Origin of the sequence: Lederbergia wuyishanensis, from assembly GCF_022900255.1 — a bacterium.
Taxonomy (GTDB): Bacteria; Bacillota; Bacilli; order Bacillales; family Bacillaceae_C; genus Lederbergia; species Lederbergia wuyishanensis.
On the sequence record NZ_JALIRM010000009.1, the window covers coordinates 26,355 to 41,702 of the forward strand.

Sequence of the window (15,348 nt, forward strand, 5' to 3'; positions counted from 1 at the left end):
CATCAATCTTAATTTAAAATTAGTTTACATTAAAGATTCTCTAATGTGAAAAAGTCGTTTTTGGATTTTGACTAACTTTACTACACCAGCCTCTTAAGGGGAAAAATTGTATGAAAAAAAACGAGGTCATAGCCTCGTTCTTCGTAATAGGCACATGTTATCAAATCAAAAGATGGAACAAAGTGCTATCTTTATTCACTTCTGTAAAAGGAAAACCTTTTTGTTGCATGCGCTCGATTAGACCTGCATAGTCCTCTTTGCGTTTTAATTCAATTCCTACAAGTCCAGGGCCGCTTTCTTTGTTGTTTTTCTTTGTATACTCAAACGTTGTAATATCATCATCTGGGCCGAGAACGCCGTCTAGGAATTCACGCAACGCACCTGCGCGCTGAGGGAAATTAATAATGAAATAGTAGAGCAGCCCTTCGTAAATCAAGGATTTTTCTTTGATTTCCTGCATTCTACCAATATCATTGTTTCCGCCGCTGATTACACAAATAACAGATTTCCCTTTGATTTCCTCTTTGTAAAAATCAAGGGCTGCAATAGGTAAGGCACCCGCAGGTTCAGCGATAATTGCGTGTTGATTATATAAATCAAGGATAGTCGTACATACCTTGCCTTCAGGTACAGGAATGATGTCATCTACATATTTTTGGCAAATTTCATAAGTTTGTTGGCCGACGCATTTTACAGCAGCACCGTCGACAAATTTATCGATTGTTTCAAGAGCAATGACACCGTTATTTTTCAAAGCGGCCTTCATACTTGCTGCTCCTTCAGGTTCCACCCCAATGATTTGGGTGTGCGGAGACACATTTTTAATGTACGCACTTAATCCGGAAACAAGTCCGCCGCCGCCAATACTTGCAAATACAAAATCAACCGGTTCTTCAATATCATTCATTATTTCAACTGCAACCGTACCTTGGCCAGCAATAATATCAAGATCATCGAATGGGTGAATGAAAATTTTATCTTCCTTTTTAGCATATTCCATCGCGCTTTCAGAGGAATCATCAAATGTATCACCGACAAGAACGATATCTACAAAATCTCGGCCAAACATTCTAACTTGGTCAATTTTTTGTTTTGGAGTCGTTTGTGGCATAAAGATTTTTCCGGAGATTCCAAGATGGGAGCAAGCAAATGCTACACCTTGAGCATGATTTCCTGCACTCGCACAAACAATTCCTTTTTCACGTGCTTCATTTTCAATGGACTTAATTTTATAGAAAGCACCACGTAATTTGAACGAACGTACGTGTTGCAAATCTTCTCTTTTTACATAAACATGACAGTCATATTTTTCGGATAAACGCTCATTTTTTTGCAAAGGGGTATGTGCTACCACATCTTTTAAGCGCTGATATGCAATTAGAATATCTTCCACATGTACTGTCTTTGATTTTTCTTTAGTCGGATTCATCGCGCTGTACACTTCCTTCGCTAACTTTTGAATATTTGTACATTATAACATGTTCATGGCGTAATGAACATATGAATATTCACAATATTTGGTGAAAGCGTTGTCAATTATAACTAAGTTTTGTATATACTGTTCTCTGTGATACTTGTAGTGACTACTACAAAACACACTGATTTTAAAAGGGTCTTGTTTATATATAGATTCTTTACAGGACAAATCGCAAAGTTATCCATTATATTTTTTCCTATATCAGTACTCTATTGGATAGGTTATCATAATTCGTTAGAGGTTTGTCCAATATCCACACTATATTAGACAGGCAATTCGTTAGAGCTTTGTCCAAAATAGATTCTTGGATCATCAAACTATTCCCTAAAAAAATTAATGAAATTCATATTCGGCGTTTACTTTACTAGTTATTTCCATTGTTCCAGGCTGAATGGGTGTAGTCGCTGCGCTTTTTACAAAAGCGGTAGTCTCTAAAGGGATCGGTCCACCTTCTTGCTTCGGGCTTTCTACTATTAAAGTAGGGGTTTTATCTAATTGCACCTTTAACGTGTCCGCAATTGTCTCTGCCTTTTCGTAAGCATTTATTACAGCCAAAGACATTGCTTTTTTGTAGTATTGGTCATAATTGGATATTTCAAACTTCAATCCTGAAATCGTATTAGCACCATGTTGGACAGCCGTGTCGACCACTAAACCAGTACTCTCGATCTGAAGCTCTCTTATTTGCAGTAAATGTTCAACTTTATAAGTTCGAAATTCCTGCTTTCCCTCAACATAATCATATTGAGGATAAATGAAGTAATCTTTCGTTTGGATTTGTTTATCAGTTATTCCCATTTTATTTAATGCTTTTTTAATATCAGAAATAATCTTGGCATTTTCTTCTTGCGCTAGACGTAACTCTTTATTCTCAGTTGAAGCTCCTAACGTTACATTAGCATAATCCGGTTGAACAGTAATTCTTCCTTCACCTATTACTTTAATAAGATCTCGTTTCCTTTCCGAGTCTGGATTAAGTTCACGATAAGATTGATAATGCATTTTTTCTCCCTACTTTCGGTTGTTTATTAATTTGTACGTAAAAGTGGTCAGAAAGATACAGGGAGATTATTTTTTAGTTAAGAAATATAGTTATTAACATTTGAAAAGTATTTATCTATCTATTAGTCCATCCTCTACCCATGCTAATCCTGTTTCCTTGAAATCGTCGTTATTATATAGATGGGCGTACCCGCTACTTCAGGCCGGTCTTGCAGAATTTTCTTTAACCCGTACTCGACTTTACCTTTTTCCCCTTCCTATTCCTGAACAATGCTATAAGCAGTAAAAAGAATGGGAGAATCAATTGTGTAAAGATTGCGTAGGGTGGGAAAACGATTATTTCAATCATAAAAAACCTCATTGAGCTTGGGATGGACCAGAAGCTAAATTCTATTAGTAAAATCCCAATTGGCCATATGATGTGTTTGTAATCTGAAAGATTAAGCCACTGCGCGGTTCCTAAAACAATGGCATAGTAAAACACAGATATTTTAATAAAAGCTCCGACAATCCAAACCGCCATTATAACTGATTCAAGGTTTTCGAAGAAATCTGCGTAGCTGATATACCGACCAACGTTCATCAGTGGGTATACTTTAGAAGCAGTTGCAACTCCTAATACAAAAAGAACTGTGAGATTGACGAATACTAATGTCACCATAATCGCTGCTATAGTAGACAATCCGTATTTTAGCGCTTTTTTTCCATCATTTACAAAAGGAAGAAGAAAAATAATAAGGAAAAATTCCGAAAACCAACCGCCTAGTACGATGGAGGCTTTAAGTGGAGGACCAATGCCATGTTCTAGTATTGGAAATATATTGTCAACGTCATAATTAGGAATTAATAAAAGAATTAAAATGACAATAGGTAAGACAAAGAGCGGAAAAAACAATTCAGCAAGTCGACCTAACACTTCTAATCCTGCTTGGACTGCCGCTGCACAAAGAAGGACCATCGTCCCCATAATTACAAACATGGGGGTTTTAAACAAAAAAGAACCTACGATGAATTCACTGTAAACTCTTATTATTTCTCCAGTAGTCGTAATATAAAAAAGTAAGATAAAAAAGCCGATTATTTTCCCTGGAATCTTTCCAGTTATTTTTTCTACAAACTGGATGACTGTTTCTTTTGGATATAATTTATAAAGCTTATATGAGATTAACATCGTGAAAAAGCCTACAACGGCAGAAAACATAGGAGAAATCCATAAGTCGTGTGGAGCGTACATTGCTGTAATGCTTGGAACTGAAAGAATCGCAGTAGCTACGATTGTAGGATACATAAGCATTGACATCTGAAGGGATGATATTTTTCCTTTCTCCATCACCATTTCTCCTTCCGTTAAGAATAAGAGGATTACTTTTAATAGCCTTTCATGAACTCTTGCTAGTATTGGTTGTTATCTTGGTCTTCTTTTTCTTCCTCTTCCTAAACAACGCAATTAGGAGTAAAAAGAATGGAAGAACCGTTTGCATAAAGATTGAGTACGGTGCATAAACGGTGATAGCAATCATAAAATTCCTCATTGAGCTTGGGAGGGACCAGAAGCTAAATTCTACGATTAATATCGCGATTGGCCATATGATGAGCTTGTAATCAGAAAGATTCAGCCACTGTGCTGTTCCTATTACAACAGCATAGTAAGCAACAGAAATTTTAATAAAAGCTCCGACAATCCAAACTGCCATAATAACGGATTCTAAGTTTTCGAAGAAATCAGCGTAGCTTATATAACGCCCAACATTCATTAATGGGTATACTTTAGAAGCAGTTGCAACTCCTAGTACAAAAAGAACTGTTAGATTCACCAAAACCAACGTAACCATGATAGCCAGAACATTAGTGAAACCGTGTTTTAATACCTTTTTTTCATCTTTCAGAAAGGGAAGAAAAAAAGTAATAAGAAAAAGTTCCGAAAACCAACCGCCTAGTATGATGGAACCTTTAAGAGGAGGGAGGATTCCATGTTCTAAAATTGGAAATATATTCTTTATATCATAATTAGGAATTAATAATAGAAAAAATATGAAAAGAGGTATGACAAACAACGGAAAAAACAATTGTGCTAGTCTTCCCAATACTTCCAAACCTGCATGAACAGTTGCTGCACAAAGTAAAACCATCGTTCCAGTTATTACAACCGTCGGGGTTTTAAACAAAAAAGATCCAACGATAAATTCACTGTAATCTCTTATAATTTCTCCAGTAGTCATGATATAAAAAAACAAAATGAAAAAACCGATTATTTTCCCTGGAACCTTGCCGATTATTTTTTCTACAGATTGGATGATTGTTTCTTTCGGATAAAGTTTATAAAGTTTATATGCAATGAATACCGTGATGAAGCCGACAATGGAAGAAAAAATGGGTGACATCCATAAGTCGTGTGGAGCGTAGTATGCTGTAATGCTTGGAACTGAAAGGATAGCGGTGGCCACGACTGTTGGATATATAAGCATAGTCATCTGAAGAGACGAAATTCTTTCTTTTTCCATCACCATATCTCCTTCCTTTTAAATACAAAAATCATTAACCTGTACTCGTATGAACTTTCTTTTTCTTCCAATTTTTAAATAATGCTACAAAAAGCAATAAAAATGGAATGATTATTTGAATTAGCAAATCGATTGGAGGAAGGACAACTATTTGATAACCTTGATATTTCATCGTACTGGGTATTGCCCAAAAGCTAAATTCTACGATGATAATCGCGCTCGGCCATATTATTAATTTAGAATTAGATAGATTAAGCCACTGTGCGGTAGCTAAAACAACTACATAGTAAAAAAGAGAAATTTTTATAAAGGCTCCAACAATCCAAACTGCCATGATGACAGACTCTAAATTTTCGAAGAAGTCTGCATAACTGATATACCGTCCAACGTTCATTAAAGGATAAACTTTTGAAGAAGTTGTGATTCCAAGCACGAATAGAACAGTTAGATTGACCAAAACTAATGTCATCATGACGGACAGAACAGTAAATAATCCGTATTTTATTCCTTTTTGGGTATCAACTAGAAAGGGAATAAGAAAAGTAATAATAAAAAATTCTGCAAACCATCCACTTAGGATAATGGAACCTTTTAGAGGCGGTCCTATTCCATGTTCAAGTATTGGGAATATATTGCCTAAATTATAATTTGGAATTAATAATAAAATTAAAATAAAGAGTGGAATGACAAAGAGTGGAAAAAACAATTGTGCGAGTCTTCCCAAGACTTCTATCCCTGACCTCACTGCCATTGCGCAAAGTAAGATCATCGTAGAGGTAATAACGACCATTGGAGTTTTAAATAGAAAGGAGCTAATGATAAATTCACTGTAGTCCCTAACAATTTCTCCAGTAGATTTAATGTAATATAACAAAATAAATAGACTAATGAATTTGCCGAAAAATTTTCCTAATATTTTTTCTGAGAATTGAATTACCGTTTGTTTTGGATACAACTGATGTAGTTTAAAAGCTAAGAGAACTGTAACAAAACCAGTAACGGAAGAAAAAATAGGTGTCATCCATAAATCGTGAGGCGCATACTTTGCTGTTGTACTTGGCACAGAAAGTATGGCTGTAGCTACGATCGTTGGAAATAGCAGCATAGCCATTTGAAGAGGCGAAATCTGTCCTTTCTCCATCACCATTTCTCCTTCCGTTTCAAAAATTCTATAGAATGATTTATTTTTTCATGAATTTCCCAAAAGTTGGGTCTAACAGCTTTTCAAGTATTGAATTGGGCCCTTCAATATACTGCAAATTAAATAAAGATAATCCCCAAGCAATGAAAAAGAGAATAAAAAGTGCCCACTTATCTTTTTTAGGAGCTTGTTTTATCTTGGGCCATTGAAATAATATGATGACTACAATTAGCCCAGCTACTAAAAAGAAAACTCCCCATCTCACATTAATCACTCTTCTTTCTTCCAGCTGAATCATTTATATAACCCTGTCTTTTAACATGGGCATTTACATCAATCACAACATCTACCTCCGGAAATTTTTCATTCCAGTTTTTTTCGACTTTTTCCCATTCTTTTGGATATTTACGATGAAATTCTTTGGCAAAGTCTACAATATCGGCGTTTAGTTTATCTTGCATTAAATCGACTGCTAATTTGACCCTTCCATGAATTTTCTTTTCATATGCTTTTTCTATTGTTTTTATTGCTTTTGCCTTTGTAATATCTAAATTTGTTGTATTTAGTGCGATAGCCCCTTCTGTCTTTATTTTTACGATCATGCTCCATTTATTATTTTGTATTTTAGGGATTAAATGAATTTGAGCAGATACTGGATTTAATGATATTTCTCCATGATGATCATCATCTATTTTAATCGTAACAGTGTAATCCCTTAATTCGTCTTTAATCCAAAGTAAGCCTCGTGTTTCTCTTTCTGACATTTTTCCAATCATTTTATCTTTTTTAAAAATAGCTGTTCCATAAATATGAGCATAATTATTAGTTTGTCCTTGCATATGCTTTTCTTTAGAAATTTTAAGATAAGGGAGGGATGCAGCACTTGAATTTCCTACGAGCATTTCATCAAAATCTTGTAAAGTTACTTTAATGCCTGTGGTTAGTTTTGATTGCTCTTTAATTCCTTCTGAAGAATAACGCTCTAGCACAGCGGGCATTTCAAGGGCTTTTTTTGCTTTACTTGCTACAAACAATAATGCTCTTTCTCTAGGTTGGGGTTGGCGTAGTAGATAGTCGATATGATTTTTTATGCCGCTTTTCGCTACCTCTTCTCCAAATATAAAAACTTTACATTGCCCCCAAAAAAGCTTGCGTGATAACTTTCCTTGAATCTTTGATAATGCATCTGCAATATTATCGCCTCTTTGGGAAGTGTTGAAGGTAACAGGTCCCGTACTTCCTGGTCCACCTGAACCACCAGTAGAAAAAGACTTTGGTATAAAAATCTGTAATGTGATTTCGACTTTACCATTATCATCTTGGTCAATAGCTGTTGCGGTAATGATAGCTTGGTCGTTAATTTCAACTCTATCCCAACACCCCGTTAATAAAACGAGCATTCCTAAGAAAAATATTAAATGCAATATTCTCTTCATATTCTTCAATCCTTTACGGATATCTTTAAGATTTTCCTCCCTTTTCAGGTCCAGGTTTCAGATTTTGTGCTTGTCGGTACTTATTGTAACTTCCAGTAAGGTGTGGCCGTTTATCCATCTTCCACATTGGATATCTCCATAAAACAGAGTGCACCTCACTTTTTTGAATAGGAGCAAGTGGTGTTAAATAAGGGACTCCTAGAGAACGGAGACTACATAAATGAATAGCTATGGCAATAACCCCTAGCATTATCCCAAGCAACCCTAAACTACTTCCAAGTAAGATAATTGGGAAACGCAGCATCCTGATAGAAATTCCAGCAACATACCTAGGAATAAGAAATGAAGCAATTCCCGTAATCGCCACAACGATTACCATTGGTGCCGACACTAATCCCGCTTGAACAGCTGACTGTCCGATTACGAGGGCCCCGACAATACTGATAGCTGATCCAATTTGTTTCGGTAACCGAATTCCGGCTTCCCGTAGTGCTTCAAAGGTTATTTCCATTAATAAAACTTCAACTATTGCAGGGAAAGGAACTGTTTCTCTTGCAGAGGCAATGCTAAACAATAATGCCCCTGGAATCATCTCTTGGTGAAAAGTAGTTATTGCTACATATATTGAAGGAAGAAAAAGGGATATCCCTGTGAATAAATAACGCAACCAACGAATTAAGGTGGTGATCATATACCGTTGATAATAATCTTCTTGTGTTTGAAGCAATGAAAAGAATGTAATCGGAGCAATAATAGCAAAGGGGGTCCCCTCCACTAATATCGCCACACGGCCTTCTAATAAATTGCCACATACCACATCTGGCCGTTCTGTTGAAAGAAATTGTGGAAAAGGTGAATAAGGGTTGTCTTCTATTAATTCCTCAATATATTCACTCTCGAGAATTCCGTCTATCTTAATTCGATTTAATCGATTCTCAACTTCAGTTATCAATGTTTGATCAACAAGCCCCTCAACATATGTAATAGCAACGGTTGTTGTTGTATATGTACCTATTTTCATTGTTTTTATTTTTAAGGCAGGACTTTTAATAATACGACGTATTAAAGATGTATTGACACCAAGTGATTCAATGAAACCTTCCCTTGGTCCTTTTATGACAGACTCACCTTCAGGTTCTTCTATTGATCGCGTTTCCCATTTGGCAAGTCCTAAAGATAGTGCGTAATTTTCCCCGTCTATTAAAAGAATTGGACAGCCGCTTGAAATGGATTCAATACAGTCAGCAAGTAAATGTATCTTTTGTATTTTGCCTACGGCCAATTGGTTATAAAGCAGTTCATCGAAAGGTTCTTTTTTAATCGTTTGATTTTTCTTAAGTGGGGTTATAACATATTCCTCAATCCCCTCTACATCTGAAAGACCTTCAATATATATAATCATCGCAAGCTTATTTTCAAATAGTAGAACAGAGCGAAATACTACATCATAGCAGTTTTCGTAGATTGCTCGAAACTTCTCGATGTTTTCATCCATATTGTTTTGCAAGACATCCTGCAGCTTGGGAGGTTGCTGTTTTTCTTTTTTTGAAGCTTTGAATAATTTATTTACGTTGCGAATCAAGCCTACCACCCGTTTCTATAAATCGCTATTCAACATTTTTATCATTCTACTTTAAGGATTTTTTATGCAGGTGTAAGAAAAAATTACATTTTCTTTATGTTCCAGATTAGTGCATCTAATCCTTGAGAATAGTGAAAAATAGGTGATTCATTCGTAATGTCAAAATGAAAAGGGTTAAAAAGATCATTTGTATGTACAACAGCATCAGCTTTCTGCAAGGGCCATGGCTGATGATGAATATCTAAACAATACATATTGGAACGTTGATCTTGACTAAAAAAGCAATATCGTTCAGTTAGCCAATGATCGAGCGTCATCTTTTTTGGGAAAAAGATTTCTGATTTAGGAGTATACGACCCTTTGCAAATAATAGGAGATTCTCTATTTCGAACACTTTCAAAGTGAAATGATTGTCTATTTTTCTGAAATGAAATCTTTGCTGGGTAATACGGAACGTGAAGCCATTTTTTTGCGAGTGTATACGAAGTCCAATCATCAACATCAAGAGACAAAAAATAAATTCCCGGTTTATTATTGCATTTTACATAGGTTCGTAGATTTATTTCTGGAAAAGCAGGTCGAATGGAAACATTATGAAATCCGCGAGGGTAGATGCCGCTTATATTAAAAACAATGACACCTAACCAAGCTGTACCATCAAAAATATCGATTTCAATCGGTGAAGGGATATACGGCTGTAATTTTTCAGGTTGGATAGGCAAATGCATAAATAATACATCGCTCCATCTTTGCCGCATCAACCAATACTTTGATGGTAAAGGATAAGGCCGATGACCTGTTTCTTTCATGACATCCATTAGATAAACTCCTTTTTCTCTTATTCTTTCGCTAACATTTTATTTCATACTGTTAAAAGACATATTTTTCCCTTTCACGGAAATAATAGGAGAAATAAAATTGTGGGGAAAAAATGATGAATACCATTTTACTGTTAATGATATTAGGACTTGTTATGATGATGTTTTTGTTTTTCCTTTTTATGCTTTTCGGTTGGCGCTGGATGATGAAAAAAATGGCAGCGAAAATCGGAAAAATAGTATTATCTGATAGCTATCAAGAAAATATAATTGAAATGATTCCAGGATTTCGGCATATCGGATTTCAAAATGTACTAGAAAATAACTTGCGTTCAGCTTCGGGAGATCTTCTCCACCGTCCTTTAGGATCTTCGAAAAAATGGCCGAATTTCGATTCCATTACATTTTTACCAGCTCAGACATCACCTTTTGCAGTTAGTGGCGAAGAAGAGGTGGATGTAAAAGTAACAATTGGGCCAAATGCTAAAAAACCAATGTCTATTGATATCCCAATTATTATCAGTGGAATGGGTTATGGGGTTGCTTTAAGTGAAGAAGTGCGTTTGTCTCTAGCAGAAGCAGCCAGCAATGTTGGAACAGCGATAAATTCCGGTGAGGGTGGCGTTATGCCGGAAGAGATTGAAAAAGCTGGGAAATATATCTTACAGTTTGGAAAAACAGAATGGGGAAAAGATGAAGATATCATCAAACAAGCTGATATGGTGGAAATTAAACTTGGTCAAGGTGCAATGATGGCAATGGGGATGAAGATTTCTCCAAAAAATTTAACTGGCAAAGCCCGTAAAGCGATGGGATTAAAAGAAAATGAAACTGCGGTTATACATGAGCATTTTTTCGAAAACCAGACATTGAAAGATATAAAGGAACTTGTGGATGAACTTCGTAGAGTAACAGGAGGAGTCCCGATTGGAGCGAAAATGGGGGCTGGTGGAAAAATTGAAGAAGATATCGACCATTTAGTTGAAGTCGGTGTCGATTTCATTGCAATTGATGGAGCACAGGCAGCTACGCTCGGCGCCCCCCCTATTATTTCGGATGATTTCGGTATTCCTACATTGCATGCAGTCGTCCGCGCCGTCAATCATTTAGAAAAACGAAAAATGAAAGGGAAAATTAGCTTGATTGTTTCAGGAGGGCTAGTAGTACCGGGACATTTCTTAAAGGCCTTGGCATTAGGAGCTGATGCAGTTTATATAGGCTCCGCCATCCTGTTCGCCGTTGCTCATGACCAAGTTTTAAAATCAATTCCTTTTGAACCTCCTACACAAGTTGTATGGAACGAGGGAAAGTTTAAGGATGAGTTCAAAATAAATGATGGGGTAACTGCGGCAGAAAAATTTCTCACAGCCTGTACTGAAGAAATCAAAATTGCATTAAGAGCAATGGGGAAAAGGTCTTTAAAAGAATTATCGAAAAAAGATTTAGTTTCTTATGATGAAGCGATTGCCAAATATGTGGGTGTCCCATTTTCATTTGAGCCTTGGAGCGATAAAAAGAAGGAGAAATAATACAAGCGCAAGGCGCACAGCCTTAGGCGACAAGCAAATAACGTGATATGAAAGAAGTCCGTAACTTTACTTTTAGCATAGAGGATTTATGGTCACGAGACATTGGAATCAGGAGCTAAACAATGAATGGACTTAGTTAAAATAATGATATTTTGCAAACATAAAAGCCAGCACTTAGGCTGGCTTTCGAACACTGCTTTTCATTACAATATAAAAATATAAAAGGATGGAACAAAGTACAGAAATTGCAGCGACCATATAAATTGAGCTATAGCCTAACCAATGGCCGATTTGCCCAAAAGCGATGGCTCCAATACCGACCCCTAAATCAAAGAATGAAAAGAAGGTTGCATTCGCCATCCCTCTTCGATTTGCAGATGATTCTTTAACAGACCATGCTTGCAAGGCTGGTTGGACTGTTCCGAAGCCTAATCCGTAAAGGACTGCCGCTGTAAAAAGAATCGTACTGTTAGGAAGCCAAGAAAGAAGTAGCATGGAAACGAGAATTAATAAAGTTCCCGGAAGAAATACAGCTTTGTGACCTCTTGAGTCGTATAATTTCCCTGCAAAAGTACGTGTTACCATTAGGGCTACAGCGTAAAGCAGAAAGTACCATTGAATACCTTCAATACCTTTTTGCGCTGAATAAAGGGGTAGAAAGGATGCTATCCCCCCAAAAGTAACGGTGATGAAAAATAATAATAATGATGGCGGTAATGCACTTTTTTCATAAAAGTCCCATTTTTTTACTGGAGGAGTTGCTTTAGCCTCTACCTTTTTGAAACGAATCGTAGAGGATAATAATAAAGCTAATAGCCCTAAAATTGCACATATTAAAAAAAGCTGTGTAAATGAAATAACACCTACTAAAGCAAGTCCTAATGAGGGGCCAAAGGCAAGCGCAATATTCCCTGATAGGCCATAATACCCCATACCTTCACCACGTTTATTAGCTGGTATAAGGTCAGTTGCGATTGTACCGGAAGCTGTCGTTGAAAAGCCCCATCCCAAACCTTGAATAATTCTCATAATAAATAGGAAAAGCAAACTTTTTACAAATCCAAACGTACCGACTGAAAACACAAAAATACCTAATCCCGTTAAATAAACAAAACGTCTACCTTTCGTTTCTAACGAATGCCCGGCATTCGGGCGAATAAGAAGAGCGGAAAAGGTGAAAATACCAACAACAATTCCAATCAGCTGATCATTCCCACCTAGCTGTTCAACAAACAAAGGAAGAGTAGGTAATGTCATTTGAAATCCAAGAAAAACACAAAAATTGGACAGGCAGATTAAAATAAAATCCCTTGTCCAGATTTTATCGGAACTCACACCCTGACGAGGAGCTTCCTTAGAAAGTGGATTACCCAATACAATCTCCTCCAATTATTTAGTCTCCCGAAAGATAATTAATATTCTACACGACTTCATGTGAAAATTCTAACCGTAGATTGCAATTTTTTATATTTTTCTTGAGAGATTTAGTAAATAATATTCTTGAAGATTCTATTCGAAGCTGGCGGGTGTATTGAGCAGGTAAAAATGCAGTTGGTTTGGTTCTATTGTTATATAAGCATGAACTATTGGTATTGATATGTTTAATTTTCTGAGCTGTTTCAAATCCGACTCGGATATGGTCTATTCTTGTTCAAGTGGACTCTATTCTCGTTCGAGTGCGTTCAATTCCCGTTGAATGGTTTCTATTCCTGTTCGAGTGCGCTCTATTTCTCTTCAAACAGCTTTAATGTCTTTTAGGGCAGGCTCTAGTACCTCTCAAAACATTTTATATGCAATTCGAGCACAAAAAGAAGCAATCAAATTATGATTGCTCCATAAGTTTAGCTATCCAAGTATCTTTTCTTAAATAATGATCACAATCAAATTCAGCATATGATTGAATTAACTTCGCGTTTTCATGGAAGGTTAAGGATTTTGTCACATCATTAGGGATGATGAGACAGTTGATTCCAGCGCGAATGGCTGCCAAAGATCCGTTTACGGAATCCTCGACTGCGACTGCTTCATCCGGCTCAATTCCTAGAGCTTCAATCGCTTTAATGTATAAAGCAGGGTTCGGTTTTACTTCCTCAACATCCTCCGCTGAACAAATGATTGGAAAGTATTCGGTCAAATTGTACTTTTCTAGAAAGCCAACAATCCATTCACGGTGGGAACTGCTCGCGATGGCAAGCTTGATGCCATTTTCCTGAATGCGTTGTAAAGTCTCCAAAAATCCATCTCTTAATGGGAGATCGTCTTTAATTTTCAAATAATGTTCATGGGTTCTTTCTTTAAAAAGAAGACGGTCCATTGGCTCCTTAAGTGTCTGATCAATCTTATCAAATAACGTATCATTCGTCGTTCCAACTATTTTTACAAATTCCTCAAGCGTAAGATCGAAATGATAGTCATCTTTTAATACAGTTTGATAAATTTCAAACCACGGGGTTTCAGTATCAATGATTGTTCCATCGAAATCGAATATAACGGCTTTAATCAATGTATTTCTCCTTTACAATTTTATTCTACTATAAGTGTATCATATTAAGCTTTTGACGGCTCATTTGTCTTAAAAATCATTTTCATCATTGGAGGTGTAACAATTGTTGTCACTAATATAACAACTACGATTACCGCAAACATATCTTCTGTCAATAACATGGAATCGAGACCTATTGCTGCCAGAATCAACGCCACTTCACCACGAGATATCATGGCGGAACCAATTCCTAGGGAGCTTCTCCACCCAAAGCCAGACAACTTTGCACCAACTGCAGCACCCACTAGTTTTGTTAATATCGCTAAAATACTAAGTCCAACAATTAACCATAAGTTCTGAGCAATCCCATTAAATTGTGCCATAACCCCGATTGAAGTGAAGAAAACAGGTACAAAAATAGAATAGCTGATCGTTTCAACTTTTTCAAAAATCTCAGGTTTGAAACCTGTCACACTGATTGCCACACCAGCAATATATGCTCCGATAATGGCGGCTACACCTGTATACTCTGCAAAATAAGCAAAGACAAAACAAACGATGAGAGCGGAGGATATGACGGTTTCGGTTACTTTTAATTTTGAAAACTTATTTAAGAACCATGGAACAACCTTCCAACCAACAAGGATAGCACCAGCAAAAAACACTACTTTTTTCAAAATGACCATTGAAAGATTTACGTCTCCGCCGGCAAAGCTCATAAGGAAGGCAAGTGCAATAATTACAACTACATCATCTATGACAGCTGCTCCTAAAATGGTAGTTCCTTCCCGACTTTTCAACTTATTCATTTCTTTAAGCGCCTGCACGGAAATACTAACACTTGTTGCGGATAGTAAAAGACCTAAAAATAATGCTTCGAAAGTAGAAAGGCCCAATACAATTCCAGATGCATAACCAAGTGCAAGAGGAGCGATAATTCCTCCAAATCCTACATACGTTGCTGCTTTTCCAGTTCGTTTAAATTCGTCAATGTCTGTTTCAAGCCCAGCAATAAACATGAGTAAAATAACTCCGATTTGGCTAAGCGCCTGTAATGTATCTGTATTGTTTACTAATCCTAATACAGAGGGACCGAGAACAATTCCAATAAGCAGTTTACCTAATACGGCTGGTTGACCCAGCCTTACACTTATACTTCCGGCTATTTTAGATGCCACCAAAATAATCGCAAGTTGAAGAATTAATATCATGTAATTTCCACCTTTCTATTTAGAAAACAAAAAGAGCCCGTCAACCAAAGGACATAGTTATCCCTTGGTGACAGACTCCTCCAAGAACATTTATATTTGATTAAAAATATCATAGCATATTTTTTAGGTAATGTGTTATTTTTTTAAATAGGAATTTGTCATTGAGGTG

The 15,348-nt window shown here is 36.5% G+C and carries 13 protein-coding genes; 1 reads left to right on the top strand and 12 read right to left on the bottom strand.

Annotated features, from left to right (window positions below; genetic code table 11):
• Positions 1 to 160: 160 nt before the first annotated feature.
• The 9 genes from ilvA to MT489_RS12620 form a co-directional block, all read right to left on the bottom strand.
• A complete protein-coding gene (ilvA, locus tag MT489_RS12580; protein WP_244681916.1) occupies positions 161 to 1,429 on the bottom strand; it encodes a threonine ammonia-lyase IlvA in 1,269 nt (422 codons plus the stop codon).
• 381 nt (positions 1,430 to 1,810) lie between these two features.
• Positions 1,811 to 2,479 carry an SIMPL domain-containing protein gene (locus tag MT489_RS12585; protein WP_244681917.1) on the bottom strand — a complete coding sequence of 223 codons (669 nt, stop codon included), beginning with the start codon at positions 2,477 to 2,479 and terminating at the stop codon, positions 1,811 to 1,813.
• A gap of 223 nt (positions 2,480 to 2,702) precedes the next feature.
• Positions 2,703 to 3,809, bottom strand: coding sequence for a GerAB/ArcD/ProY family transporter (locus tag MT489_RS12590; protein ID WP_244681918.1), 1,107 nt, complete (start codon positions 3,807 to 3,809; stop codon positions 2,703 to 2,705).
• 49 nt (positions 3,810 to 3,858) lie between these two features.
• A complete protein-coding gene (locus tag MT489_RS12595; RefSeq protein ID WP_244681919.1) occupies positions 3,859 to 4,980 on the bottom strand; it encodes a GerAB/ArcD/ProY family transporter in 1,122 nt (373 codons plus the stop codon).
• A 34-nt stretch (positions 4,981 to 5,014) separates the two neighbouring features.
• Entirely contained in the window at positions 5,015 to 6,121 is a 1,107-nt protein-coding gene (locus MT489_RS12600; protein WP_244681920.1) for a GerAB/ArcD/ProY family transporter, read from the bottom strand.
• Between the two features lie 40 nt (positions 6,122 to 6,161).
• The gene (locus MT489_RS12605; protein WP_244681921.1) at positions 6,162 to 6,395 is read right to left on the bottom strand and encodes a hypothetical protein; all 234 of its coding nucleotides are present in this window, start codon (positions 6,393 to 6,395) and stop codon (positions 6,162 to 6,164) included.
• A complete protein-coding gene (locus MT489_RS12610; RefSeq protein ID WP_244681922.1) occupies positions 6,388 to 7,557 on the bottom strand; it encodes a Ger(x)C family spore germination protein in 1,170 nt (389 codons plus the stop codon). The genes MT489_RS12605 and MT489_RS12610 overlap by 8 nt, the downstream gene beginning before the upstream one ends.
• Positions 7,558 to 7,582: 25 nt before the next feature.
• Entirely contained in the window at positions 7,583 to 9,139 is a 1,557-nt protein-coding gene (locus MT489_RS12615; protein WP_370876395.1) for a spore germination protein, read from the bottom strand.
• An 83-nt stretch (positions 9,140 to 9,222) separates the two neighbouring features.
• Positions 9,223 to 9,957, bottom strand: a complete 735-nt coding sequence (locus tag MT489_RS12620) for a YqjF family protein (RefSeq protein ID WP_244681923.1) — start codon at positions 9,955 to 9,957, stop codon at positions 9,223 to 9,225.
• 116 nt (positions 9,958 to 10,073) lie between these two features.
• Between MT489_RS12620 and MT489_RS12625 the strand changes: the two genes are divergently transcribed.
• Complete coding sequence (locus MT489_RS12625; protein ID WP_244681924.1) at positions 10,074 to 11,486, top strand: FMN-binding glutamate synthase family protein; 1,413 nt, start codon at positions 10,074 to 10,076, stop codon at positions 11,484 to 11,486.
• 174 nt (positions 11,487 to 11,660) lie between these two features.
• Here the strand turns inward: MT489_RS12625 and MT489_RS12630 are convergent, their stop codons facing one another.
• The 3 genes from MT489_RS12630 to MT489_RS12640 all read right to left on the bottom strand — a co-directional run bounded on the left by MT489_RS12630 (position 11,661) and on the right by MT489_RS12640 (position 15,176).
• Positions 11,661 to 12,860, bottom strand: a complete 1,200-nt coding sequence (locus MT489_RS12630; protein ID WP_280518622.1) for an MFS transporter — start codon at positions 12,858 to 12,860, stop codon at positions 11,661 to 11,663.
• 448 nt (positions 12,861 to 13,308) lie between these two features.
• Positions 13,309 to 13,989, bottom strand: coding sequence for an HAD family hydrolase (locus MT489_RS12635; protein ID WP_244681925.1), 681 nt, complete (start codon positions 13,987 to 13,989; stop codon positions 13,309 to 13,311).
• A gap of 44 nt (positions 13,990 to 14,033) precedes the next feature.
• Complete coding sequence (locus MT489_RS12640; RefSeq protein WP_244682114.1) at positions 14,034 to 15,176, bottom strand: cation:proton antiporter; 1,143 nt, start codon at positions 15,174 to 15,176, stop codon at positions 14,034 to 14,036.
• Positions 15,177 to 15,348: the final 172 nt, after the last annotated feature.

Bases quoted from the DNA above. Each gene is read 5' to 3' on its own strand.
- ilvA (WP_244681916.1), bottom strand. From the start codon at position 1,429: ATGAATCCGACTAAAGAAAAATCAAAGACAGTACATGTGGAAGATATT.
- MT489_RS12625 (WP_244681924.1), top strand. From the start codon at position 10,074: ATGAATACCATTTTACTGTTAATGATATTAGGACTTGTTATGATGATG.
- MT489_RS12610 (WP_244681922.1), bottom strand. From the start codon at position 7,557: ATGAAGAGAATATTGCATTTAATATTTTTCTTAGGAATGCTCGTTTTA.
- MT489_RS12585 (WP_244681917.1), bottom strand. From the start codon at position 2,479: ATGCATTATCAATCTTATCGTGAACTTAATCCAGACTCGGAAAGGAAA.
- MT489_RS12595 (WP_244681919.1), bottom strand. From the start codon at position 4,980: ATGGAAAAAGAAAGAATTTCGTCTCTTCAGATGACTATGCTTATATAT.
- MT489_RS12590 (WP_244681918.1), bottom strand. From the start codon at position 3,809: ATGGAGAAAGGAAAAATATCATCCCTTCAGATGTCAATGCTTATGTAT.
- MT489_RS12600 (WP_244681920.1), bottom strand. From the start codon at position 6,121: ATGGAGAAAGGACAGATTTCGCCTCTTCAAATGGCTATGCTGCTATTT.
- MT489_RS12620 (WP_244681923.1), bottom strand. From the start codon at position 9,957: ATGGATGTCATGAAAGAAACAGGTCATCGGCCTTATCCTTTACCATCA.